Genomic DNA, 23,194 nt, shown 5'->3' with positions numbered 1-23,194 from the left:
TAGAAAGGAAAGACGTGGCGAAGAAGGCCGGCCCGCTGAGCGGGCTCAAGGTCGTCGAACTGGCCGGGCTCGCCCCGGCGCCGTTCGCCTGCACGATCCTCGCCGATCTCGGCGCGGACGTCATCCGGGTCGACCGCGCGACGCCGGGCAACGACGTGATCGGCTTCCCGGACGATCCGCTCGCCAGGGGCAGGCGCTCGATCGGGATCAACACCAAGACCCCCGAGGGGGTCGAGCTGGTGCTGAAACTCGCCGACGAGGCCGACGTGCTCATCGAGGGCTTCCGCCCCGGGGTGGCCGAGCGGATGGGCATCGGTCCCGAGGAGGTCCACGCCCGCAACCCGCGGCTGGTCTACGGGCGGATGACCGGCTGGGGCCAGGACGGGCCGCTGGCCACCGTCGCCGGGCACGACATCAACTACATCGGCATCGCGGGCGCGCTCGAACCGATCGGGCACGCGGGAGGACGGCCGGTGGTGCCGCTCAACCTCGTCGGCGACTTCGGCGGTGGCGGCCTGCTGCTGGCGATGGGTGTGCTGGCGGCGTTGTTCGAACGCCAGTCGTCCGGGAAGGGCCAGGTCGTCGACGCGTCCATGGTGGACGGTGCGGCCCTGCTGACCACCAGCCTGCACGGACTGCTGAACTCCGGGCTGTGGCCGGGCGGGCGCGGCGAGAACATGCTCGACGGCGGCGCGCCGTTCTACGACACCTACGAGACCGCCGACGGCAAGTACGTCGCCATCGGCGCGATCGAGATGCGGTTCTGGGGCGACCTGGTGAAGGTGCTCGGGCTCGATCCCGAGGAGACCCCGGTGCACGTCGACAAGAACGAGTGGCCGAAGCTGCGCAAGATCGTCGCCGAAGCCGTCGCGAAGCACACTCGCGACGAACTGGTCGCGAAGGCCGAAGGCACCGACGCGTGCCTGACCCCGGTGCTCGCGCCGGGCGAGGCGCCGTCGCATCCGCACAACGTCGCGCGCGGCACGTTCGTCGACATCGGCGGGGTGGTGCAGCCCGCGCCCGCGCCGAGGTTCGACCGCACGCCGGCTCAGACGCCGGAACCGCCGCGCCCCAAGGGTGCCGACACCGCCGACGTCCTCGCGGAACTCGGGGTGGACGCCGACGGGATCGACCGCCTCAAGGCCGCGGGCACCATCGCGTGAGCCGAAGGTCGCGTGAGCTGAGGGGGACTTTCCCCGCATGAGACGCGGCTGCCGGCGCATTCGGGCGCTCCAGCATTTAGTCCTCTGCTTGCGGCTGCTTCCAGGACGAGCGTGTCGGCCAGTGTCCCCAATGCGGCATTGGGGACGCTGAACGTCTCCAATGCCACATTGGAGACGCAGGGCCCCGGCAAAGTCGCAGCGCAGCCTGAGACGCGATGAAAGCGTCCTTCACCGCATGACATGCGGTGAAGGACGCTTTCAGCCCTCGCCCAGGTCGGACCGCAGCATCGAGTAGAGGACGTGGTCGCGCCAGGCCCCGTCTCGGAACGCGTAGCCGCGCAGCACGCCTTCGCGGGTGAAGCCCGCCTTCGTCAGGGAGCGTTGCTCGGCGACGTTGCCCGCCTCCGTCGACGCCTCGACCCGGTTCATCTGCGTATGCGCGAAGAGATAACGGACCAGCAGCCGCTGCGCCTCGGTCCCGTAGCCGTGGCCGCGCGCCTCGGGGATCAGCACGAGCCCGGCGTTCCAGCAGTACGACGTCGACCCGGACCTGGTCTTGTGCCAGGAGACGAAGCCGAGCCGCTGCCCGTCGAGGACGATCATCAGCATGCCGTTGTCGGCGGCCAGCATGCCGGACTCGCTCCAGCGCCGTCGCAGGAAATGCGGATCGTGCCAACCGTGCCATTCGAACGCGCCCGCGGCCCGTGGATCGTTCGTCAACGCTTCGAGCATCGCCAGGTCGTCTTCGTGCACCGGTCTGAGCGCGACTCCGGTTTCTGTCATCCGACAGACCCTAGGACCGATCGTCCCCGAAGGTGCCGTGACGCCCCGCGCCGTCGCTGAATCGGCCCGCGCCCGCGACGGCCTCCTCGGCGAGCCCGCCGCCGATCAACGCGTTCGAGAACTCCGCCCGCATCGCCTCTTCCTCGGTGAGCCCGTACTGGCCGTACGCGGACCGCCGGTCGGCCCGCAGGCACGCCTGCGGGAACGCAGCCAGATCACGGGCCAGCGCCTGTGCCGCACTCAGCGCCTCGCCGTCGGGGACGACCCGGTTCGCCAGCCCGATCGCGAGTGCCTCGCCGGCGTCGACCGGGCGGCCGGTGAGGATCAGGTCCATCGCCCGTGAGTGCCCGATCAGCCGGGGGAGGCGCACGGTGCCGCCGTCGATCAGCGGCACTCCCCAGCGGCGGCAGAACACCCCGAAGACGGCCGTGCTGTCGGCGACCCGCAGATCGCACCACAGGGCCAGTTCGAGACCACCCGCGACCGCGTGCCCGCGGACCGCGGCGATCACCGGCTTCGACAGCGCCATCCGCGTCGGCCCCATCGGCCCGTCACCCGCCGGGCCGAGCGAGTTGGAGCGGTCGGTGCCGACGGCCTTCAGATCGGCTCCGGCACAGAAGGCATCACCCGATCCGGTGAGGACGGCGACGGCGGCCCCGTCGTCGCCGTCGAAGGCGCGGAAGGCGTCCGCCAGGGCGGCCGCGGTGGGCCCGTCGACCGCGTTGCGGGCCTCCGGCCGGTTCAGCGTGATGGTCGTCACCGGGCCGTCCCGGTGGACGAGGACGTTTTCGCTCATCGATCGCTCCCTCAGGCGAATCCGGGTGGGCAACAGGCCCGAAGCTCCTTAAAGTGGTGACAAAGTCCGCAGTGCGCGCGGAGTCATCGTCTGGACACTACGGTGTGATGGGATGGAGCCATGTCGCCCGGCTTGAAGAAATTCGTTGTGATCGCTGTCGTCGCGCTCGTGCTCTTCTTCCTGATCAGCAGGCCGACCCAATCCGCCGACGCCGTCCACACCGCCCTCGGCTGGCTCAGGTCCGGCGCCGAAGCCATCGTGACCTTCGTGCGGAGCCTCTTCTCCTGACCCGTCTTGCCTGCTCACCGGTGTCCCTCGTGGCGCCGGTGATCACGGTGCGCGGCCACCTGCGGGAATCACTCAGTGTCACCGACCTCGGATTTCGGTCGGCCGACTCGACCATCCGGGTGGATTGACCCCGAAAACCTGCAGGTCGACGAATTCGTGCCCTGGAAGCTCTGGCGGAAAAGACCTCCGCGCCCCTACGGTGCTCACATTGCGTGATCGGTTGGTCTTCCAGGCGCCGGAGCCGGCCTCCTGGGCGAGGAGTTTCCGCAGGTGCAAGCCTCAGGGCGAACGCGGACATTCAGCCGGGCAAGTAAGTCAGGACTTGTCAGTCGGGGAATCATGAGGAGGCAGGGATGACCGGAGATCCCGGAGTCGATGCGTTGATCCGGCAGTGGGCCGCCGAGCGCGAGCAGACCCCCGAGGAGCAGGAGGTCGACAGGATCGCGTCCGCTTGGCTCGCCGACGCTCCCCGCCAGGCTCCCGGTATCCCCGGCCAGCGCCAGCAGTCCGGCCAGGCGCGCTGGGCGCCGGTCGAGGCCGCCGACCCGGGCTACCTCGACGCCATGCAGAGCCGTCTTCCCGGTGTCCCGCAGGACCTGCTCGTCGCCGCCGCCGGCTGGTGGCAGATGGTCGGCGGCGTCGCGGAGGCCGAAGCGTGGTGGGACGCCGGCATCAGCCCGCTCGACCAGCGCGCGCTCGACTACCGCGCGGCCGGGCTCGCCCCGTCCGACCTGAGCCGCCGCCTCGGCCCGATGACCGTCTTGCAGCACCTTCGCCGCGGCAGCGCCCCGGCCTGGTGCGTGGCGCGGCTGGCGAGGCAGCAGAAGTCCGCCTGATGAGAACTTCTCGCACACGCGGGTGAACCGGCGTGGCAGAGGCGATCACGGCGACCGCGTAACGCTAACCTGCGCGGGCTCGTTGTTCGAGCATCGGTCGTGATCGCCGCCCACGCTGGAGGACTCGCTTCGTGCGCACCACCCCGGAAAACGACGACCTCGTCGCCGACCCGGCCACGCCCACTCCGTCACGTCGCGGGGTGGGCGCCGCCGTTCTCGGCAGACTGGTGATCGTGCTGGCCGTACTCGGCCTGGCCGGGGGAGGCATCTGGCTGGTGACGAAGGCGTCCGCCCCGGTCGCGAGTCCGACGACGATGGAGATACCCGCCCTGCAGGTCAAGGCGGCGGACGTCAAACCCGGTTCGGTCGCCCCGGTCAACGCCACCCTCGCGGGCGGCGCCACCCAGCAGACCGCGCCGCAGCAGGCGCAGCCCAAACCGGGCAAGGACCCCCTCGCCGCCTGGACCGAGCGGGCGGCGCAGGCCACCGGCATCCCGGCCAGGGCGCTGCTCGCCTACGGCAACGCCGAACTGGCGATGCGCCAGATGCAGCCGAACTGCAAGATCTCGTGGGCCACCCTGGCGGGCATCGGCCGGATCGAGTCGAACCACGGCCAGTACGGCGGCGCCGTCCTCGGCCAGGACGGCCGCCCGTCGAAACCCATCATCGGCGTCCCGCTCGACGGCACCCCCGGCGTGAAGGCGATCGGGGACACCGACGGCGGCCAGTTCGACGGGGACGCGGCCGTCGACCGCGCGGTCGGCCCGATGCAGTTCATCCCCGGCACCTGGCGCCGCTACGCCGCCGACGGCAACCGCGACGGTGTCGGCGACCCGCAGCAGATCGACGACGCGACGCTGGCGGCGGCGCGCTACCTGTGCGTCGGCAACCGCGACATGTCGGCGGCCTCGGGCTGGTGGCAGGGGATCCTGTCCTACAACAACTCGACGGAGTACGCGCAGAAGGTCTTCGGACTGGCGGACGACTACGCGAAGGCCGTCCAGTCCCGCTCGTGAGCGGTAATGCGGGTTAGAACCGTCATTACCACTCACGAGGCCGAGGCGGGACCAAGGTCCCGAGCGGCCCGGTCGCCGAGCTTTCGCCGCGCCGCCAGTGCTAGCGTCGATGCGTGCCCGCACCGTCCGTCACCCTGCGCCGTCTCGGCATCGCCGGCGTCTGCCTGGTGAGCCTGGCGCTGTGCTGCGGGCTCGCCTGGTGGCAGTGGGAGCGGTTCTCCTCGGCCAACGGGACCTTCCAGAACCTGGGCTATGTCCTGCAGTGGCCGCTGTTCGGGCTGTTCCCCGCGTTCATGTTCTGGCGGATCCGCAAGCTTCGCCGCAACGCCGCGGAAGCCGGCACCCCGGAGCGGACGGGCGAGACCGCCGTCGCCGAAGTGCCCGCGCCGCGGCAGAGGCGTGCCCCCGCGCCCCGGCCGCCCGCCCCCGAAGACGACGAGCTCGCCGCTTACAACAAGTACCTGCGCGAACTCAACGCCCGCGACAAGTAGTCCCCAGAGAGGTTCGAGACGCTATGACCACCCGAACTGACGACGCCGCCCAGGCCCGACCGGTCTCGCTGGGCGGGCCGCTGATCCGGTTCCGCGTCGCGGCGTACGCCACCGGTGTCGCCCTGCTCGGGCTGGTCGTCGAGATGCTGCTGCAGTACGTCTTCAGCGTGGACCTTCCCCAGTTCGTGAAGCTGATCCCCATGGTCCACGGCGGGCTCTACCTCATTTACCTGCTGCTCGCGGTCGACCTCGCGATCAAGGCCCGCTGGTCGATGAAGGGCACCCTTCTCGTGCTGATCGCCGGCTGCATCCCGTTCTTCTCGTTCGTGATGGAACGCAAGGTCACGCACAAGGTCGACGCGGGCCTGAAGCTCTAGGTCAGCTCGCGGCCCGGGCCCGGCGCCGGAAGGTCAGCGCCACCAGGAAGGTCAGCGCGGTCACCACGCTCGCCGCGGTGAACGCGGCGGTCATCCCGTCGACCGTGGTCTCGGCCGGGCTCCCGGACGGCGTCCGGGTCACCGCGCCGAACACGGTGATCAGGATCGCGAGCCCCAGCGTCGCACCCGCCTGCTGCAACGTCTGCAGCACACCGCCCGCCGCGCCCGCGTCCTCGGTGGGCACGGTCGACATGATGATCACGCTCAGCGGCGAGAACGCCAGCCCGACCCCGACGCCCATCAGCACCATCGGCCCCAGCAGGTGGGAGAAGTACTCGCTTTCGGGGGTGAGCCGGGTGAGCCAGACGACGCCGCCGACCATCAACGCGGTCCCGGTCAGCGCCAGCGGTTTCGGGCCGAACCGGGGAAGCAGCCTCGGGATCAGCCTGCTCAGCCCGAACATGCACAGGGCCATCGGCAGGAACGCGAGCCCGGTCTCCAGCGCGGCGAAGCCCCGGATGTCCTGCAGGAACTGGGTGAGGAAGAAGAACATGCTCATCATCGCCATCGGCCCGAAGAAGAAGTTGGCGTAGGCCGCGGCACGGTCGCGTTCGGCGAAGAGCCGCAAGGGGATCAGCGGTTCGCTCACCTTGGTCTCGATCACGAGGAAGGCGGCCAGCAGGGCCAGTCCCGCGGTCAGCGTGCCGAGGGTGATCGGGTCGCCCCAGCCGTGCGACGCGGCGTGGGTGAAGGCGAACACGAGCGAGCCGACGCCGAAGGTGCCGGTGAACGCGCCGGGGATGTCCAGCCGGGCGCGCCGTCGCGGGGCCTCCGCCACGAACCTCGACGTGAGCAGGACGATCATGAGCCCGAAGGGGACGTTGATGTACAGCGCCGCCCGCCACGAGATCCATTCGGTGAGCAGCCCGCCGAGCAGCAGGCCGATCGCGAAACCACCGCTGGACATCGCCGAGAACAGCGCCAGCGCGCGCACCCTGGCCTTGGCCTCGGTGAACGTGGTGGTGATCAGGGCGAGTGTGCTCGGACCGGCGAGTGCCGCGCCGACACCCTGCGCGATCCGCGCGGCGATCAGCAGCTCTGCCGAGCCCGCCAGGCCGCCGAGCAGGGAGGCGGCGGTGAACACGGCCGCGCCGACGACGAACATCCGGCGGCGGCCGAACAGGTCGCCCGCGCGGCCGCCGAGCAGCAGCAGACCGCCGAAGACGAGGCTGTACGCGGTCATCACCCAGGACAGGCCGGTGTCGGTGAAGCCGAGGTCGGCCTGGATACGGGGGAGCGCGACGTTCATCACCGTCGCGTCGAGGATGAGCATGAGCTGGCAGGTCAGGACGATCGGCAGGACCAGCCGGTGCGGACGTGGTGTGGCCTCGGCCGTCTCCGGCCTAGGCTCGGTACGCAGGGTTCGCGCGGTCAAGGAATACTCCAAAGACGTAACGAGATGAAGCGGAGAGACTCTCCACTTAAGGTCGTGAGCGATGATATGGAGACTGTCTCCGCTTACGCAAGTGGATTCGGAGAATGTCTCCGTTTTCGTCGCACGAGGAGGTGCAGATGGTCACGGCCGATCCCGACCGGCCCATGCGCGCGGACGCGCGGCGCAACTACGAGCGCATCGTGGCCGTGGCGAAGAAGGCGTTCACCGCCGACGGCGTGGACGTGCCCGCCGACGACATCGCCAAACGCGCCGGGGTCGGCGCGGGCACGCTGTACCGGCACTTCCCGACGCGCGACAAACTGATCGAGGCCGTCTACCGCGACGAAATCGACGGGATGGCCCAGGGGGCGTTCGACCTGCTCGACGAGCTACCGCCGGGGGAGGCGCTCGAAGCGTGGCTGGCCCGGCACGTCACCTACGTGGTCGAGAAGCACGGCCTCGCGATGACGCTGAAGGCGTCCGTCGATGCCGGTTCCGAGGTCTTCGCCTGGTGTCAGTCGCGGCTGCGGTCCGCCTCCGACGCGATCGTGAAGGCGGCTCAGGAGGCGGGCGCCGTCCGGGCCGACGTCACCGGGATCGACATCCTGCGGCTCGGGCACGGGATCGGTTCCGCCGCGAGCAAGGCTTCGCCGGAGGACACGGAACGGCTCCTCAAGATCGTGCTGGACGGTTTGCGGACGCCATGAAAGGTCCTTTCCTTGCAAATTTCGCAAGGAAAGGACCTTTCATGGCGCGCGCGGCAGGGGGATCAGGAGCCGATCCCGGTCAGGGACCGCACCTCCATCTCGGCGTGCTTGACCGGGTCGGCCTTCGTGCGGCCGATCAGCGTGCCGACGAACCCGCACAGGAACGAGAACGGGATCGACACCAGGCCCGGGTTCTTCAGCGGGAACCAGTGGAAGTCGATGCCCTTGATGATCGAGTCCGCCGCGCCGGACACCACCGGCGAGAAGAACACGAGCACCAGGCTCGCGATCAGCCCGCCGTAGATGCCCCACAGCGTGCCGGTGGTGTTGAACCGCTTCCAGAACAGCGAGTACAGCAGCGTCGAGAGGTTCGCCGAAGCCGCGACTGCGAACGCCAGCGCCACCAGGAACGCGATGTTCTGCCCGTTCGCGAGGATCCCGCCCACGATCGCGAGCGCGCCGACGGCGACCGCGGTCAGCCGGGCGACACGGACCTCCGACGCCGGTTCCGCCTTGCCGTGCTTGAAGATGTTGGCGTAGACGTCGTGGGCGAAGGAGGCCGAGGCGGTGATCGTCAGTCCGGCGACGACGGCGAGGATGGTCGCGAAGGCCACCGCCGAGACGACGCCGAGCAGGACGGTGCCGCCGATGTTCAGCGCGAGCAGCGGCGCCGCCGAGTTCTCCCCGCCCGGCGCGTTCTTGATCGCCTCCGGGCCGACCAGCGCGGCCGCGCCGAAGCCGATGACCAGCGTGCAGAGATAGAAGACCAGCATGCACGCCGTCGCCCACACCACCGAGCGCCGCGCCTCGCGCGAGTTCGGCACCGTGTAGAAGCGCATCAGCACATGCGGCAGCGCGGCGGCCCCGAGGACCAGCGCCAGCGCCAGCGACACGAAGTCGAGTTTCGTGACTTCGCTCTTGCCGTACGAGCCGCCCGGCTCCAGCAGTTCGTCACCGAGCGGGCTCTTGTCGGCGGCGGCCGAGAGCAGGTTCGAGAAGCTGAAGCCGAACTTGCCGAACAGGAACACGGTGATCAGCGCTCCGGTCAGCAACAGGATGGTGGCCTTGATGATCTGCACCCACGTGGTGCCCTTCATCCCGCCGACCAGCACGTACAGCACCATGACGACGCCGACGCCGCCGATCACCAGCGCCTGTCCGAAGCCGCCGTGGATGTCGAGCAGCAGTGCCACCAGCCCGCCGGCGCCCGCCATCTGCGCGAGCATGTAGAAGAAGGAGATCACCAGGGTCGAGGTCGCGGCCGCGGCGCGGACCGGGCGCTGCTTCATCCGGAAGCTCAGCACGTCGCCCATGGTGAACCGGCCGGTGTTGCGGAGCAGTTCCGCGATCAGGAGCAGGTCGACCAGCCAGGCGACGAGGAACCCGATCGAGTACAGGAAGCCGTCGTAGCCGTGGATCGCGATCGCCCCGGCGATGCCGAGGAACGACGCCGCCGAGAGGAAGTCGCCCGACAGCGCGATCCCGTTCTGCCGTCCGGTGAAGGCGCTGCCCGCGGCGTAGTAGTCCGAAGTGGACGAGTTGCGCGTGCTGGCGCGGTACACCACGTACAGGGTGATCGCGACGAACAGCGCGAAGACCACGATGTTCAGGATCGGGTCGTTCTCGGGGATGCTCATCGCTCACCCGCCTCGACCGCGGCCCGCAGCCGTTCGACCTGGGGGTCGAGCCGCTTGTTGGCGAACCTCAGGTACGCGATCGTGATCAGGACCGTGCTGGCGAACTGGCCCAGCCCGAGCAGGATGCCGACGTTGACCTCGCCGAACACCTTCCGGCTCATGAACTCGTGCGCGTAGGCCGCCAGCAGCACGTAGGTCATGTACCAGGTGAAGAACAGCAGGCTCATCGGGAACACGAACCGCCGGAACGACCTGCGCAGCGCGACGAACTCCTTGCCGTGCTGGATCCGGTCGAAGTCCGGGCCGGTGCCCCGGGGCGGCCCGGGCGCGGTACGGCGCTCGCGGACGAACAGCGCGGGCATCTGCCCGGTGTCCTCGAGGGCGTTGCTCGCCGCGAAGGGACGCGCGACGTCGGGCATGGGTTCCTCCGGGGCTTGCTGGCATCCGGGCGCGGTACGGAGCGCATACTAACTTCGCCTTCGAGTGCTCTGAAAAGGCGACCCCGCTTCCGCGAACGCACGAGCGGGTATTCGTTTTCCTCCCGCAATAACCTCCCGGAAATTCGTTTCGGCCGGAATGATCGGGCTTTATCACTCGTAATAGTGAGCCCGATTGTCACGCGCGGTCGTCGCCCGAACGGCCCACTGCGGCAAACGGTGGAGGCCGGCCACGCTGTGTCCCTCGTTGTGGTGACAGATCGTAGTTTCGCTTCCCGGTCGCGACGGGCTTCGATACTGTGCCCGCCATCGCGGACCGGGGAAGATCCCCTGGCTCACGGGGTATCCCGAAAGAAATCACCCGCGTCGGGCGACATCCAGCCGACCGGAACGGCAAGGCCACAACATTGGGCACACATTTGGGCTTGACCCACCCATTGGTGGCACGGACAGTAGTTCGACCGGGCGACGCGGCTACCGTGCGTAGGCTGTTCGGGTGACCCGGGCACCCCGGGTATCGGCGCACCGCGTAACCGGAATTCCCTCGTTTGTGCCGTGAAGACGGATTTCGTGCCTTGTACATCGTTCAGGGATACACTTTTCCCAGGTCAGCACCCGTGTACTGAACGGAATTGACGGTACCCGGATTGGTGTACGATTCTTTGGCCCGGCTGACCCGCAGTGATCGATTGGCAAAGACAAGTTGATCTCGATGACCATGCACTTCGCAGGTTGCGACCTGCACGTGCAGGTGCAAGACCTTCCGAAGCGGATCGGTGGCGACGTGGCCACCCGGATCGCCGGACCGGGTCTCTCACGTCGCGATCGATCACGTGGTCAGGCCGGGGCCGAGTTCCCCGCAGGAAGGTTCCTCGCGGGAACGGACGCCTCAGACCGTGCCAAGACGCCGGACAGGGAGTCACTTACGTGACCGTTGCAGGAGAAGGCCAAGTGCCTGTCGGGGAGCTGCTGGGACGCACTCCCCGGCCATCGAGGTGGGCCACCGGCTGGCGTGCGCTCGTGCGCTGGCGGGACTGGAGCCTGCCGGTGAAACTGTCGGCCGTGACGCTGGTGCCGATCCTCATCGCGCTCGCGCTGGGCATCGCCACCATCGCCGGCCAGGTCGGCCGTTCCGACGGCTATCAGCGGCTCGACCGCCTCGTCGCGCTGAGCGCGCAGATCCGCACCCTCGCCGACGGGCTCGGACGCGAACGCACCCAGTCCGCCGCCGGGCTGACCGCCGGCACCGTCGGCGGCACCCTCGAACTCGCGTCCGCCCGTGCCGACGTCGACACGGCCGTTCCGCTGTACCGGGCCGCCGCGACCAGGGCCGTCGAGAACGAGCCGTCGCTCCGCCAGGCACGGGACGCCGCGGCCGCCCAGCTGGAGAAGCTGGCCGACATCCGCCAGCGCGCCTCCGCCGGGCAGCTCGACCCCGTCCAGGCCATCGGCGAGTACACCGAAGTCACCACCGCGCTGCTCGCCCTCGACACCGCGCTGACCGCGGGCGCCAGTGAAGACGTCCTCGGCGGCACCCCCGCCGCGCTGCACGACCTCGCGGTGATGAAGGAACAGGTGTCGCTGAGCCAGGCCCTGATCTCCTTCGGGATCGCCCGCTCGGGTCTCGCGCCGAGCGAGCTCAACCAGGTGCGCACCGCCGAGCTGCGGCTGGCCGACCGCTTCACCGACTTCCGCGCCGCCGCTTCGGAGCAGCAGCGCCAGGAGTTCGGCGCGGCCGTCAGCGACGACACGATGGAAACCCGCGACAGGCTCGCGAAAACCGCGCTCGGTGACCAGGGTGTCCCCGCCGATCAGGCGTTCCGCACGCTGTCCGCACAGGGCTGGAACGACGCCTCGAACGCGATGATCACCAAACTCGGCGAGGTCGCGAACAAGTTCGGCGCGCAGGCGGCCTCGGTCTCGGCCGAACTGGTCGACGACGCCAGCAGCGGCGCCGGCCTGCTCGCGGTCCTGCTGTTCGGCGCGATGGTGCTCGCCGTCGCCGTCGTCTTCCTCATCACCCGCCAGCTGCTGCGCTCGCTGAAACTGTTGCGCGCCAGCGCACTCGACGTCGCCGAGAAGCAGCTGCCCGACGCGGTCCGCAACATCCAGGAAGGCCGCTCGCAGGGCACCGACGTCCATCCGGTCCCCGTCGGCAGCGACGACGAGATCGGCGAGGTCGCCAGGGCCTTCGACAAGGTGCACCACCAGGCGCTGCGCCTGGCCACCGAGCAGGCTTCGATGCGGACCGGCTACAGCAACGTGTTCGTCAACCTCTCCCGGCGCAGCCAGAGCCTCGTGCAGCGGCAGCTCCAGCTGATCGAACGGCTGGAGCGCGACGAAGAGGACGCCGACCAGCTCGCCACGCTGTTCCAGCTGGACCACCTCGCCACCCGCATGCGGCGCAACAACGAGAACCTGATGGTCCTCTCGGGCGCCGAACCGGGCAGGCGGTCCGGCCAGCCGGTCTCTGCCACCGACGTGGTGCGCGCGGCGGTGTCCGAGATCGAGCAGTACCAGCGGGTCACCGTGCAGAACCCGCCGCCGGTCCGGCTGGTCGGGTACGCGGCCAACGACCTGATGCGCCTGATCGCCGAACTGCTGGACAACGCCACCGCGTTCTCCGCGCCGGAGACCCAGGTGACCGTCGCGACCCGGCTCCTCGAAGACGGCTCGTTCGGCATCGACATCCTCGACAAGGGCATCGGGATGAACGAGGCCGAGGTCGCCGAGGCCAACGCCCGGCTCACCGAGGCCCCCAACGTCGACCTCGCCACCTCGCGCCGGATGGGCCTGTTCGTGGTCGGGCGGCTGGCCAGCAGGCACCGGATCGGCGTCTCGCTGCACGGTGGCAAGGACATCGTCGGCGTGCGCGCCACCGTCTCGGTCCCGGCGGACCTCGTGATGGCGCCGCCCGGGGATCCCGGTCCCGCGACCGGCCCGATCACCCAGCGCCTCGCGCCGGTGCCGCCGCAGCAGCCGGGCGGCCTGCCCCGCCGCCAGCGGCCCGTCAACGGGTCGCGGCCGGGAATGCCGAACGTGCCCGCGCAGGGTGGCGACCGGTGGCCGTCGGCGAACGATCTGGCCGGTCACACCAAATCCGGGCTGAACGGGCACACCCACACCCAGGAGCCGCGGCCGCCGTCGGCCGCGGAGATCTCGGGAACGGCGCTGTTCAGCCCGATCCCCCAGGACCAGACGACACCCCCGCCCGCCCAGCCGCCGTCGGCGCCGCAGCCCCGGATGCCGGAGCCGGAGCCCGAGCCGGTCGCGAAGGAGGCGGAGAAGCCCGCCGCCGAAGCGGAGCAGGCCGCGCCCGTCGCGTCGGAAGGCGAGCTGCCCAGCGGCAAGGAACTGTTCGAGGCCAAGAACAGCACCACGCTGAGCGAATGGTGGAATCAGGCGACCACGCCGCCTCCGGTGGCGCCGCCGCCCACCGCGTCGGAGACGACGCCGATCTTCGACGAGATGCTCTCGGCGTGGTTCCGTTCTCCCGCCCCCGCACCGGAGAAGGCCACGGCCAAACCCGCCGGCAAGAAGGAGAAGCCGGGCGGGAAGGAACCCGAGGAGAAGAAGGCCGCCGAGCCCGCGGCCGGAGCCGGTTCCGCCGACGAGCAAGAGGCCCGCAACTGGGATTTCGCCAGCGACAAGGCTTTCCGCACGGTCCAGGAGGTCTCCCGGACCACCCCGTCGACGTTCACCCAGGCCGGGCTGCCGCGCCGTCGCAAGGGCGAGCAGTTGCTGCCGGGCAGCGCGACGTCGTCGGTCCCGGCCGCCGAACCCGCCGCGAAGTCGGAGCTGCCGGTCCGCGACCCGGCGAACGTGCGCGGCAGGCTGAGCAGTTTCCAGCAGGGCGTCAAACGGGGCCGCAAGGAGGCCGCGGGCAAGGCCGCGCCCGCCACCTCGCAGCTCCCCGCGTCCGAGACCGCCGAGACCCCCAAGGTCGCGACGACGCCCGAAGCCACCAAGGCGCCCGAGACCCCGAAGGCGCCGGAGACGGCCACTCGCCCGGTTTCGCCGCCCGCCGTGTTGCCGACCCGGCGTCCGGAGAAGAACCTGCAGGCAGCGGCGCCGGAACCGGAGCCGGTCGCCGCCGCCGAGCAGACCGACGCGTGGAACTTCGGATCCGACGCGGGCTGGAAGGCCGCCCAAGCGGTGTCCCAGTCCGTGCCCTCGAAAACGACTTCGGCAGGATTACCCAGGCGCCGTCGCGGGGAGCAACTGCTCCCGGGCAGCGCGGGACCGCCCGCCGGGGCGGTCGCCCCCCGACCACAGCGGGACGCGCACGACGTGCGCGGTCGCCTGAGCAGTTTCCAGCAGGGCATCCAGCGCGGACGGCACCACACAGCCCAGGCGACCGAAGCCAACCACGAAACCCTGGAGGGTGAATGACCTCGCCGAGCCCGGCCCAGCCCCAGCAGAACCAGTTCGGGTGGCTGGTGAATGACTTCGCCGAGCGGGTGCCAGGAGTGGCGCACGCCGTGGTCGTGTCGGCGGACGGCCTCCTGCTCACCGCGTCCAGCAGGCTCCCGCTGGACCGGGCCGACCAGCTGGCCGCGGTCGCGTCCGGCCTGGTGAGCCTGACCCAGGGTGCCGCGCGGTGTTTCGAGGCTGGCGCGGTCAACGAGACCGTCGTCGAGATGGAACTGGGCATCATGGTGCTGATGTCCATCAGCGACGGCTCCTGCCTGGCCATCCTCGCCGCCCCGAACTGCGACATCGGCCAGGTCGCCTACGAGATGACGATGCTCGTCGACCGCGTCGGCCAGATCCTCACGCCGGAACTCCGCGCACAATTGCAGGGCGCCGGTGGGTCGCTGATCGGCGAACCGGTGGGATGATGTCCCGATGAGCACTGGGTCCGGGTCCCTCGGCGAATCGCCGGGGTCGGGTGAACACCAGCCCCCGCGCGCGGGGGCTGCCAATGCTGCCGGTTCACGGGACGACGGCACTTTCGCCGACGTCCTGAACGGCTTCACCCTGGATTCGGGCCGTGGTCGTCGGAAGCGCAAGAAGAGCAAGCAGTCCCAGGATTTCCCGGCGGGCGGAGCGCACGCCGCCGGGGAATCGGCAGTCCCGCAGCCGACCGATCAAGGAGACCGCGTGACCTCACTTGCTTCTCCACCCGACAGCGGCGCAGGTGCCGTCGGGCCGAGACCAGGTGGTCTTTTCGACCCGGGCCCGCCCAGTGGCGAGTTCATCATGCCCGCCGTGTTCGAGCAGGGGCCGTCGCCGCTCGAAGAGACGGCGATCGTCCGTCCCTATGCCCTCACCGGCGGCCGGACCAAGGCGAACTACGCTCTTGAGCTGGAGACGCTCATCTCCACCAAGGACCACGTCGCCGCGGGTAGCCTCCCCGCGGTGGCCATGGAGCAGATCGAGTGCGTTTCGATCATCGAGGAGTGCCGGACCCCGCGTTCGGTCGCCGAGATCGCGGCGACCCTGCGCGTACCGCTGGGTGTGGCACGCGTGCTGATCAGTGACGCGGCGGACGCGGGACTGGTCAGCGTGCACAAGACGATTTCGGGCAATGACGGCGCCGAGGCACATCTGGTGTTGATGGAAAGGGTTTTGAGTGGACTCCGTCGGCTTTAAGGCACCGCGGGAAACCGCGCCCCCGACCATGACATCCGCGAAGATCGTCGTGGCGGGTGGCTTCGGTGCGGGTAAGACGACCTTCGTCGGTTCGGTGTCGGAGATCGTGCCGCTCACCACCGAGGCGATGATGACGGACGCCAGTCGGGGGATCGACAACCTCGACCAGACGCCCAACAAATCGACCACCACGGTCGCGATGGACTTCGGCCGGGTGTCGCTCGACGCGGACCTGATCCTCTACCTGTTCGGCACGCCCGGACAGCAGCGGTTCTGGTTCATGTGGGACGACCTCGTCCGCGGCGCGATCGGCGCCGTGGTGCTCGCCGACACGCGGCGGCTGGCCGACTCGTTCGCGCCGATCGACTTCTTCGAGGACCGGGGCCTGCCCTACATCGTCGGGGTGAACACCTTCGACGGCATCCTCGAGCACGACATCAACGACGTGCGTGAGGCGCTGTCGATCGACCCCAACATCCCGATCGTCCGCTGCGACGCCCGGGAGCGGGAGTCGACCAAGCAGACGCTGATCACGCTGGTCGAATACGCCATGCGGCAGTGGATCGCGTTGCGCGCGAGCAACGCGAGGTGATCCTGACGGCGGCAGCGTAGGGGCTGCCGCCCGGGTTTCACCGCACTTCGTAGGTCAGCAGCACCGCACGCTCGTCGAACGTGCGGGTGCCGGTCAACCGCAGATCCGTCCGGACGCCGCCCCCGAACACCTTCTTGCCGCCGCCGAGCACCACCGGGTGCACGACGACGTGGAACTCGTCGATCAGGCCGCGGTCGGCGAGCGCGGTGGCCAGTTCGGATCCGCCCATCAGCAGCAGGTCCTTGCCGGGCCCGCTTTTGAGTTCCGTGACGCGTTCGGCGAGGTCGCCCCCGATCACCTCGGTGTTCCACTCCGCCTTTTCCAGCGTGGTCGAGAAGACGATCTTGGGCGTCTTCCGCCAGATCGGCGCGTACGCGAGGTCGTGCGGGTGATCCGAGAGCTCCTCCGCCCGCGGCCAGTACGACGACATCATGTCCCACACCCGACGCCCGTAGACGAGGGTGTCGGCGCGGTCGTTGAGTTCCTGGGAGTGCGCGGAGAGGCCGGGTCCCATCGCGGGCCAGTCGAACTCGCCGTCCGGGCCCTCGATGTGGCCGTCGAGCGAGGTGTGGACGAAGTAGACGAGCTTGCGCATGGCTGGATCCCTTCGGTGTGGCGCCCGCCTTCCGGGCGCCGGACACCGAGGGGTCGGAGCCGTCGCGGGGTTCTCGACATACCTTCTCGCATTTAGTCCTCTGGATGCGTCCCGGGCGCATCCAGAGGACTAAATGCGAGAGTCTCAGTACTCGTCGTGCCGCTTCCACCAGTGCCCGGGGCCGTCGGTCCCCCGGCCGGACTCCTCCCAGGACTCCTGGCGCCCGAACGGCGTCAGGTCCAGGTACCGCAGCGTCCCCACCAGCTGGTCGGCGCCGCGGCCGGAGGTGAAGTACGTCCGGAACACGTCGTCGCCGTCGCGCAGGAAGACACTGACCCCGAACCCGCCGTCGATGCCGCAGTCCGGATTGAAGTCGCCGGCGGTCGAGACCCACGGGACGGTCCAGCCCATCCGCTCCTTGTACCGCTCGATTTCGGGCAGCGTCGCGGGCGCGACCACGTACAGCGTGGTGTCGCGGGCGTGCAGGTGCGCGAGGTGGCCGATGTTGTCCACGACCATCGAGCAGCCGGGGCAACCCGCCTTCTGGCCCGGGTTGAGCATGAAGTGGTAGACGATCAGCTGGCGTCGTCCCTCGAACAGGTCCAGCAGGGTGACCCGGCCCTGGGGTCCCTCGAACTCGTAGGTGTTGTCGAAGCGGACCATCGGGAGCCTTCGCCGTTCGGCGGCGACCGCGTCCGCGGCGCGGCTGAGTTCTTTCTCCTTGACCAGCAACGCGTCTCGTGCGATCTGCCAGTCCTTCGCCGGGACGACTTCCGGCAGTGTGGCGGTCTCAGTCATTTCGTTCGCCTTTCTGAAGTTCCGCGAGGTGCTGTTCCATGCGGTCGAAGCCGCCTTCCCAGAAGCGCCGGTACCGCTCGACCCAGTCGGCGACGTCGCCGAGCGGGGCGGCCTCCAGCCGGCAGGGCCGCCACTGCGCGGTCCGGCTCCGGCTGATCAAGCCCGCGCGTTCGAGCACCTTCAGGTGTTTGGAGATGGCCTGGAGGCTGACCGGGAAGGGCTCGGCCAGCTCGTTGACGCTGGCCTCGCCGGTGGCGAGCCGGGCGAGGATGGCCCGCCGGGTGGGGTCCGCCAGTGCGGCGAACGTGGCGCTGAGCTGATCAGTGGTCATCGCTGCTCAATCAATCGGTTGTTTAACCTTTAGGTTGAATATACTGGTGCGAGTTGATCTGTCAAGGACGAGTGAGAGCGCCATCACGCGAGTGGATGGGTTTAAAACAGTAGGAAGTCCAAGTATTTTGGAGGGATGAGCAGCGAACTGCACCGCCCCGTGAACCCCGTTCGCTTCGTGACGGCGTCGAGCCTCTTCGACGGGCATGACGCGTCCATCAACATCATGCGGCGCATCCTGCAGTCGCAGGGCGCGGAGGTCGTGCACCTGGGGCACAACCGTTCGGTCGACGAGGTCGCCACCGCGGCCATCGCCGAGGACGTCCAAGGTGTGGCCATCAGTGCCTACCAGGGCGGGCACGTCGAGTACTTCAGCTACCTGGTCGAGCTGCTGAACGAACGCGGAGCCGGGCATATCAAGGTGTTCGGCGGCGGGGGCGGGGTCATCGTCCGCGAGGAGATCGAGCTGCTGCACTCACGGGGTGTCGCGCGGATCTTCTCGCCGGAGGACGGCTACGAGATGGGCCTCCCCGGCATGATCAACCTGATGATCAAGGCCTGCGACACGGACCTGTCCGCGCAGTCGCCCGGCTCGCTGGACAAACTGCTTTCGGGTGACATCCCGGCGTTGTCCCGCGTCATCACCCAGCTTCAGCGCGAATCGCTCCCGAAGGAGTGGCTCGACGCGATCACCGAGGCCGCGAAGGCGCGGCAGGTGCCGGTCCTGGGCATCACCGGAACGGGTGGTTCCGGCAAGTCGTCGCTCACCGACGAGCTGATCCGCCGGTTCCGGCTGGACCAGGAGGACAAGCTCCGCATCGCCGTACTGGCCGTCGACCCGTCGCGCCGCAAGGGCGGGGGAGCGCTGCTCGGCGACCGCATCCGGATGAACTGCCTCGACGGCAGCCCCGTCTACTTCCGTTCGCTGGCCACGCGGACCACCAGCGGCGAAATCCCCGCCGGGCTCTCCGAGTCGATCCTCGCCTGCAAGGCCGCCGGTTTCGACCTCGTGATCGTCGAGACGCCGGGTATCGGCCAGGGTGACGCCGGGATCGTCGACTACGTGGACCAGTCGCTGTACGTCATGACGCCGGAGTTCGGCGCGGCGTCGCAGCTGGAGAAGATCGACATGCTCGACTTCGCCGACGCGGTGGCGATCAACAAGTTCGAGCGCCGGGGCGCCGAGGACGCCCGCCGCGACGTCGCGCGTCAGCTCGTCCGCAACCGTGAGGCGTTCAGCTCCTCGCCAGAGGACATGCCGGTCTACGGCACCAGCGCCGCGAAGTTCAACGACGACGGCGTCACCGCGCTCTACCAGCACTTGCGCGACACGCTCGCCGAACGCGGCCTGACCGTCTCGCCCGGCGTGCTGCCGAAGGTCGAGGGCAAGGTCTCCACCGACGCCAGCACCATCATCCCGGCCAACCGGTCGCGCTACCTCGCGGAGATCGCCGAAACCCTCCGCGGCTACCACGCCAAGACCGAGCAGCAGGTCGCCGCGCTGCGCAAGTACGAGCACCTCGCCGCCGCCAAGGAGGCGCTGGCCGCCGTCGACGCGAGCACCGACGCGCTCGACGGCCTGCTCGCCGCCGCCGAGTCCGATGTGGACGGTGAAGCGACGAACCTCTTGGCGCGCTTCCGTGAACTCGCCGAGTCCTACCGCGCCGACGAGCTGGTCGTGAAGATCCGCGACAAGGAACTCCACACCCAGCTCTGGCGCGACACGCTGTCCGGCAACCGGATCCCGCGCGTGGCGCTGCCGCGCTACACCGAATCCGGTGAGCTGCTGTCGTTCCTGCGCCGCGAGCACCTGCCCGGATACTTCCCCTACACCGCCGGCGTCTTCCCGTTCAAACGCGAGGGCGAGGACCCGGCGCGGATGTTCGCCGGCGAGGGCGATCCCTTCCGTACCAACAAGCGCTTCAAACTCTTGTCGGCCGATTCGGAGGCGAAGCGCCTCTCGACCGCGTTCGACTCCGTGACGCTCTACGGTCACGACCCGCACACCCGTCCCGACATCTACGGCAAGGTCGGCACCTCCGGCGTGTCCATCGCGACGCTCGAGGACATGGAGGTGCTCTACGACGGCTTCGACCTGACGTCGCCGAGCACGTCGGTGTCGATGACGATCAACGGCCCGGCGCCGACGATCCTCGCCTTCTTCCTCAACACCGCGATCGACCAGCGCGTCGAGGCGTTCAAGGCCGAGCACGGCCGCGCGCCGTCCGAAGCCGAGGCCGCCGAGCTGCGCGAATGGGCGCTGCGCAACGTCCGCGGCACTGTGCAGGCGGACATCCTGAAGGAGGACCAGGGGCAGAACACCTGCATCTTCTCCACCGAGTTCAGCCTGCGCATGATGGCCGACATCCAGGAATGGTTCATCGAGCACGGCGTCCGGAACTTCTACTCGGTGTCGATCTCCGGCTATCACATCGCCGAGGCGGGGGCGAACCCGATCTCGCAGCTGGCGTTCACCCTGTCGAACGGGTTCACCTACGTCGAGAGCTACCTCGCGCGCGGGATGGACATCGACGACTTCGCGCCGAACTTGTCGTTCTTCTTCTCCAACGGGATGGACGCCGAGTACTCGGTGCTGGGCCGGGTCGCGCGGCGGATCTGGGCGGTCGCGATGCGGGAGCGCTACGGCGCCAACGAGCGCTCGCAGAAGCTCAAGTACCACGTGCAGACCTCCGGCCGGTCGCTGCACGCGCAGGAGATGAGCTTCAACGACATCCGCACCACGCTGCAGGCGCTGTGCGCGTTGTACGACAACGCGAACTCCTTGCACACCAACGCTTTCGACGAGGCGATCACCACGCCGTCGGAGAGTTCGGTCCGGCGGGCGATGGCCATCCAGATGATCATCAACAAGGAGTGGGGCCTGTCGAAGAACGAGAACCCGTTGCAGGGCTCGTTCATCATCGACGAGCTGACCGACCTGGTCGAAGAGGCCGTCCTGCTGGAATTCGACCGCATCTCCGAACGCGGCGGCGTGCTGGGCGCGATGGAGACCGGCTACCAGCGGGGCAAGATCCAGGACGAGTCGATCCTGTACGAACGCCAGAAGCACGACGGGACGCTGCCGATCATCGGCGTCAACACCTTCCGCAACCCGAACGCCGGCGAGGACGACGTCGAGGTCGAACTCGCGCGGGCGACCGAGGCCGAGAAGCGGTCGCAGCTGGAGCGGCTCGAGGACTTCCAGCGACGGCACCACGACGAGGCGCAGGTGGCGCTCAAGACGTTGCGCGAGGCGGCGACCCGCGGCGGCAACCTGTTCGGCGTGCTGATGGACGCGGCGCGGGTGTGCTCGCTCGGCCAGATCACCGAGGCTTTCTTCGAGGTGGGGGGCCAGTACCGCCGCAACGTCTAGCGGACGGGAATATCGCGGGGCGTGTTCGGGTAGTTGCTGAACATGGAGATCGGAATCGCCACCTTCATCACCGATGAAGGCATCAGGCCGGACGTCCTCGCGGCCGCGGTCGAGGAGCGGGGGTTCAGCTCGCTCCAGATCGCGGAGCATTCCCACATCCCGGTCAGCCGGGAGTCGCCGTACCCGGGCGGCGGTGAACTGCCGCGGATCTATTACCGGACCTTGGACCCGTTCGTCGCGCTGACGGCGGCGGCCGTGGCCACGTCGACCCTGAAACTGGGCACGGGCGTCGCGCTGCTGCAGCAACGCGACGTCATCCACACGGCGAAAGAGGTCGCTTCACTCGACCTGGTTTCGGAAGGCCGGTTCCTGTTCGGCGTCGGCGTCGGATGGAACCGGGAGGAAATGCGCAATCACGGCACGGATCCGCGCACCCGGGGCGCGCTCGTGGACGAGCAGCTCGCCGCGCTGAAGGAGATCTGGACGAAGGACGAGGCCGAATTCCATGGCAAGCTCGTCGACTTCGACCCGATCTTCGCGTGGCCGAAACCGGTGCGGAAGCCGCATCCGCCGATCTACATCGGCGGCGCGGGGGAGAAGGCGATGCGGCGGATCGCCGCGTTCGGCGACGGCTGGTTGCCCCACGCGCAGACCCCGCCGGAGGAACTCCGCCGGGCGCGCCAGTGGCTGGCCGACCAGGGCCGGAGTGACATCAGGTTCTCCGCCTTCGGTGCCTCCCCGGAAGAGGCGGCGCTGAGCAGGCTGGTGGAGGGCGGCGTCGACGAGGCCACGCTCTTCCTGCCGACAGAGCCCGAAGCGGCCACACTGGAACGACTCGACCAGTTCGCGAAGGTCGCCGAGAGCTTTCGAAAGGGGCAACAGGCGTGACTGAGGTTCAAATCGGCTTGGCCGCGGCGCTGGAGCAGTTCTCGCCGCGCGAGTCGATCCGGCTGGCGGCGCTGGCCGAACAGCACGGGTTCTCCGGCCAGATGGCCGCCGACCACTTCCAGCCCTGGGTTCCGCAGCAGGGCGAGGCCTCGTTCGTGTGGAGTGTGCTCGCCTCGCTGGCGGAGAACACCACCGGCGACCTCGGACCGGGCGTCACCTGCCCGTCGTTCCGGCTGCACCCGTCGATGGTCGCGCAGGCCGCGGCCACTCTGGAGGCGACCTACCCCGGCCGGACCTGGCTCGGCATCGGCTCCGGCGAGGCGCTCAACGAACACGTCATCGGCGGCTACTGGCCCGAGGCGCCCGAGCGGGTGCGGCGGATGTTCGAGGCACTCGAGGTCATCCGGAAGCTGTTCACCGGCAAGGACGTCAAGCACAGCGGCGAGTTCTTCAAACTGCACACCACCAGGCTGTGGACCCTGCCGGACGAGCCACCGCCGATCTACATCGCGTCGGCGGGCCCGTACACCTCGCGCAAGACCGGGGAACTCGCCGACGGACTGATCACGCCGGGCGCCTCGATCGAGAAGCTCGCGGGCATCCTGGACAACTTCGGCACCGGCGCGCGCAAGGCGGGCAAGGACCCGGACTCGATGCCGAAACTGCTGCAGGTGCACCTGTCCTGGGCCGAGGACGACGAGACGGCGTGGGCCAACGCGATGGACCAGTGGCCCAACGGCGGCATGAAGTTCCCGAAGGCCGACATCCGCTCGCCGTTCGACTTCGCGCAGATGGCGAAACTGGTGCGGCGTGAGGACTTCGAGGGCCGCATGGTCGTCTCGTCCGACCCGGACGTGCATCGCGCGTCGCTGCAGAAGTTCATCGACGCCGGCTTCAACCGGATCTACATCCACAACGTGGGCCGGAACCAGGACGAGTTCATCGAGACCTTCGGGCGGGATGTGCTGCCGAAGCTGACCGCCTGACGCCTCGGGAGCTGAAGGGCCCTTTCCCCGCATGCGATGTGGGGAAGGGGCCCTTCGCTGCGTGGGATGTG

Annotated in this window: 22 protein-coding genes; 14 read left to right on the top strand and 8 right to left on the bottom strand. The window is 69.0% G+C overall.

What is annotated here, in order from left to right; translation table 11 throughout:
- Nucleotides 1-14 precede the first annotated feature (14 nt).
- A complete protein-coding gene (locus tag L324_RS03580) occupies nt 15-1,163 on the top strand; it encodes a CaiB/BaiF CoA transferase family protein (protein WP_037304056.1) in 1,149 nt (382 codons plus the stop codon).
- A 258-nt stretch (nt 1,164-1,421) separates the two neighbouring features.
- Here the strand turns inward: L324_RS03580 and L324_RS03575 are convergent, their stop codons facing one another.
- Both L324_RS03575 and L324_RS03570 read right to left on the bottom strand, forming a co-directional pair.
- On the bottom strand, nt 1,422-1,946 hold the full coding sequence (locus L324_RS03575; protein WP_037304055.1) for a GNAT family N-acetyltransferase: 525 nt from the start codon (nt 1,944-1,946) through the stop codon (nt 1,422-1,424).
- Between the two features lie 10 nt (nt 1,947-1,956).
- Nucleotides 1,957-2,742, bottom strand: a complete 786-nt coding sequence (locus L324_RS03570) for a crotonase/enoyl-CoA hydratase family protein (protein ID WP_037304054.1) — start codon at nt 2,740-2,742, stop codon at nt 1,957-1,959.
- Nucleotides 2,743-2,874: 132 nt separating this feature from the next.
- On the opposite strand from L324_RS03570, the gene L324_RS42955 reads away from it, so the two are divergent.
- From L324_RS42955 to L324_RS03550, 5 genes are all read left to right on the top strand, one after another.
- On the top strand, nt 2,875-3,030 hold the full coding sequence (locus L324_RS42955; RefSeq protein ID WP_162182762.1) for a hypothetical protein: 156 nt from the start codon (nt 2,875-2,877) through the stop codon (nt 3,028-3,030).
- Between the two features lie 353 nt (nt 3,031-3,383).
- Nucleotides 3,384-3,866: a hypothetical protein gene (locus L324_RS03565; RefSeq protein WP_037304053.1), complete on the top strand. Its 483-nt coding sequence runs from the start codon at nt 3,384-3,386 to the stop codon at nt 3,864-3,866.
- 131 nt (nt 3,867-3,997) lie between these two features.
- Nucleotides 3,998-4,882: a lytic transglycosylase domain-containing protein gene (locus L324_RS03560; protein WP_037304050.1), complete on the top strand. Its 885-nt coding sequence runs from the start codon at nt 3,998-4,000 to the stop codon at nt 4,880-4,882.
- Nucleotides 4,883-4,995: 113 nt separating this feature from the next.
- Complete coding sequence (locus L324_RS03555; protein WP_037304048.1) at nt 4,996-5,373, top strand: hypothetical protein; 378 nt, start codon at nt 4,996-4,998, stop codon at nt 5,371-5,373.
- A gap of 23 nt (nt 5,374-5,396) precedes the next feature.
- The gene (locus L324_RS03550; RefSeq protein WP_037304046.1) at nt 5,397-5,750 is read left to right on the top strand and encodes a DUF3817 domain-containing protein; all 354 of its coding nucleotides are present in this window, start codon (nt 5,397-5,399) and stop codon (nt 5,748-5,750) included.
- A gap of 1 nt (nt 5,751) precedes the next feature.
- Here the strand turns inward: L324_RS03550 and L324_RS03545 are convergent, their stop codons facing one another.
- Nucleotides 5,752-7,185: an MFS transporter gene (locus L324_RS03545; RefSeq protein WP_235783389.1), complete on the bottom strand. Its 1,434-nt coding sequence runs from the start codon at nt 7,183-7,185 to the stop codon at nt 5,752-5,754.
- A 137-nt stretch (nt 7,186-7,322) separates the two neighbouring features.
- Here L324_RS03545 and L324_RS03540 point away from each other — a divergent pair, with 137 nt between their 5' ends.
- The gene (locus L324_RS03540; RefSeq protein ID WP_037304446.1) at nt 7,323-7,892 is read left to right on the top strand and encodes a TetR/AcrR family transcriptional regulator; all 570 of its coding nucleotides are present in this window, start codon (nt 7,323-7,325) and stop codon (nt 7,890-7,892) included.
- 62 nt (nt 7,893-7,954) lie between these two features.
- On the opposite strand, the gene L324_RS03535 is transcribed toward L324_RS03540, so the two are convergent.
- Nucleotides 7,955-9,529, bottom strand: coding sequence for a monocarboxylic acid transporter (locus L324_RS03535; protein ID WP_037304044.1), 1,575 nt, complete (start codon nt 9,527-9,529; stop codon nt 7,955-7,957).
- A complete protein-coding gene (locus L324_RS03530; protein WP_037304043.1) occupies nt 9,526-9,948 on the bottom strand; it encodes a DUF485 domain-containing protein in 423 nt (140 codons plus the stop codon). Before L324_RS03530 ends, L324_RS03535 begins: the two co-directional genes overlap by 4 nt.
- A 969-nt stretch (nt 9,949-10,917) precedes the next feature.
- Here L324_RS03530 and L324_RS03525 point away from each other — a divergent pair.
- Genes L324_RS03525 through L324_RS03510 form a run of 4 tightly spaced genes read left to right on the top strand, consistent with a single transcriptional unit; the run spans nt 10,918 to nt 16,153 of the window.
- Nucleotides 10,918-14,358: a nitrate- and nitrite sensing domain-containing protein gene (locus tag L324_RS03525; RefSeq protein ID WP_037304042.1), complete on the top strand. Its 3,441-nt coding sequence runs from the start codon at nt 10,918-10,920 to the stop codon at nt 14,356-14,358.
- Nucleotides 14,355-14,807 carry a roadblock/LC7 domain-containing protein gene (locus L324_RS03520; protein WP_037304041.1) on the top strand — a complete coding sequence of 151 codons (453 nt, stop codon included), beginning with the start codon at nt 14,355-14,357 and terminating at the stop codon, nt 14,805-14,807. The genes L324_RS03525 and L324_RS03520 overlap by 4 nt, the downstream gene beginning before the upstream one ends.
- Nucleotides 14,808-14,814: 7 nt before the next feature.
- Nucleotides 14,815-15,561 carry a DUF742 domain-containing protein gene (locus tag L324_RS43405; RefSeq protein ID WP_235783388.1) on the top strand — a complete coding sequence of 249 codons (747 nt, stop codon included), beginning with the start codon at nt 14,815-14,817 and terminating at the stop codon, nt 15,559-15,561.
- 28 nt (nt 15,562-15,589) lie between these two features.
- Complete coding sequence (locus tag L324_RS03510) at nt 15,590-16,153, top strand: GTP-binding protein (RefSeq protein WP_007033694.1); 564 nt, start codon at nt 15,590-15,592, stop codon at nt 16,151-16,153.
- A gap of 37 nt (nt 16,154-16,190) precedes the next feature.
- Here L324_RS03510 and L324_RS03505 read toward each other — a convergent pair whose 3' ends face one another.
- The 3 genes from L324_RS03505 to L324_RS03495 all read right to left on the bottom strand — a co-directional run bounded on the left by L324_RS03505 (nt 16,191) and on the right by L324_RS03495 (nt 17,877).
- Nucleotides 16,191-16,748, bottom strand: a complete 558-nt coding sequence (locus tag L324_RS03505) for a dihydrofolate reductase family protein (protein WP_037304038.1) — start codon at nt 16,746-16,748, stop codon at nt 16,191-16,193.
- A 144-nt stretch (nt 16,749-16,892) separates the two neighbouring features.
- Nucleotides 16,893-17,546 carry a DUF899 domain-containing protein gene (locus tag L324_RS03500; protein ID WP_037304037.1) on the bottom strand — a complete coding sequence of 218 codons (654 nt, stop codon included), beginning with the start codon at nt 17,544-17,546 and terminating at the stop codon, nt 16,893-16,895.
- Nucleotides 17,539-17,877 (bottom strand): ArsR/SmtB family transcription factor, encoded by a 339-nt coding sequence (locus L324_RS03495; protein WP_037304034.1) that lies wholly within the window; start codon nt 17,875-17,877, stop codon nt 17,539-17,541. Before L324_RS03495 ends, L324_RS03500 begins: the two co-directional genes overlap by 8 nt.
- A 135-nt stretch (nt 17,878-18,012) precedes the next feature.
- On the opposite strand from L324_RS03495, the gene icmF reads away from it, so the two are divergent.
- The 3 genes from icmF to L324_RS03480 are packed head-to-tail and all read left to right on the top strand — an operon-like array spanning nt 18,013 to nt 23,123.
- Nucleotides 18,013-21,249, top strand: coding sequence for a fused isobutyryl-CoA mutase/GTPase IcmF (icmF, locus tag L324_RS03490; protein WP_037304032.1), 3,237 nt, complete (start codon nt 18,013-18,015; stop codon nt 21,247-21,249).
- A gap of 42 nt (nt 21,250-21,291) precedes the next feature.
- Nucleotides 21,292-22,137, top strand: coding sequence for an LLM class F420-dependent oxidoreductase (locus tag L324_RS03485; RefSeq protein ID WP_037304030.1), 846 nt, complete (start codon nt 21,292-21,294; stop codon nt 22,135-22,137).
- The gene (locus L324_RS03480) at nt 22,134-23,123 is read left to right on the top strand and encodes a TIGR03557 family F420-dependent LLM class oxidoreductase (protein ID WP_037304029.1); all 990 of its coding nucleotides are present in this window, start codon (nt 22,134-22,136) and stop codon (nt 23,121-23,123) included. The genes L324_RS03485 and L324_RS03480 overlap by 4 nt, the downstream gene beginning before the upstream one ends.
- The last annotated feature ends 71 nt before the right edge of the window (nt 23,124-23,194 follow it).

Source organism: Amycolatopsis orientalis DSM 40040 = KCTC 9412 (assembly GCF_000478275.1).
GTDB classification, from domain to species: Bacteria; Actinomycetota; Actinomycetes; order Mycobacteriales; family Pseudonocardiaceae; genus Amycolatopsis; species Amycolatopsis orientalis.
Note: the sequence above shows the minus strand (reverse complement) of the source record. Positions and strands in the feature narration are given on the sequence as shown.

Coding starts and splice junctions, on each gene's coding strand:
- L324_RS03495 (WP_037304034.1), bottom strand. CDS start 17,877: ATGACCACTGATCAGCTCAGCGCCACGTTCGCCGCACTGGCGGACCCC.
- L324_RS03575 (WP_037304055.1), bottom strand. CDS start 1,946: ATGACAGAAACCGGAGTCGCGCTCAGACCGGTGCACGAAGACGACCTG.
- L324_RS03535 (WP_037304044.1), bottom strand. CDS start 9,529: ATGAGCATCCCCGAGAACGACCCGATCCTGAACATCGTGGTCTTCGCG.
- L324_RS03530 (WP_037304043.1), bottom strand. CDS start 9,948: ATGCCCGACGTCGCGCGTCCCTTCGCGGCGAGCAACGCCCTCGAGGAC.
- L324_RS03520 (WP_037304041.1), top strand. CDS start 14,355: ATGACCTCGCCGAGCCCGGCCCAGCCCCAGCAGAACCAGTTCGGGTGG.
- L324_RS03500 (WP_037304037.1), bottom strand. CDS start 17,546: ATGACTGAGACCGCCACACTGCCGGAAGTCGTCCCGGCGAAGGACTGG.
- L324_RS03570 (WP_037304054.1), bottom strand. CDS start 2,742: ATGAGCGAAAACGTCCTCGTCCACCGGGACGGCCCGGTGACGACCATC.
- L324_RS43405 (WP_235783388.1), top strand. CDS start 14,815: ATGAGCACTGGGTCCGGGTCCCTCGGCGAATCGCCGGGGTCGGGTGAA.
- L324_RS03505 (WP_037304038.1), bottom strand. CDS start 16,748: ATGCGCAAGCTCGTCTACTTCGTCCACACCTCGCTCGACGGCCACATC.
- icmF (WP_037304032.1), top strand. CDS start 18,013: ATGAGCAGCGAACTGCACCGCCCCGTGAACCCCGTTCGCTTCGTGACG.
- L324_RS03540 (WP_037304446.1), top strand. CDS start 7,323: ATGGTCACGGCCGATCCCGACCGGCCCATGCGCGCGGACGCGCGGCGC.
- L324_RS03510 (WP_007033694.1), top strand. CDS start 15,590: ATGACATCCGCGAAGATCGTCGTGGCGGGTGGCTTCGGTGCGGGTAAG.
- L324_RS03550 (WP_037304046.1), top strand. CDS start 5,397: ATGACCACCCGAACTGACGACGCCGCCCAGGCCCGACCGGTCTCGCTG.
- L324_RS03485 (WP_037304030.1), top strand. CDS start 21,292: ATGGAGATCGGAATCGCCACCTTCATCACCGATGAAGGCATCAGGCCG.
- L324_RS03565 (WP_037304053.1), top strand. CDS start 3,384: ATGACCGGAGATCCCGGAGTCGATGCGTTGATCCGGCAGTGGGCCGCC.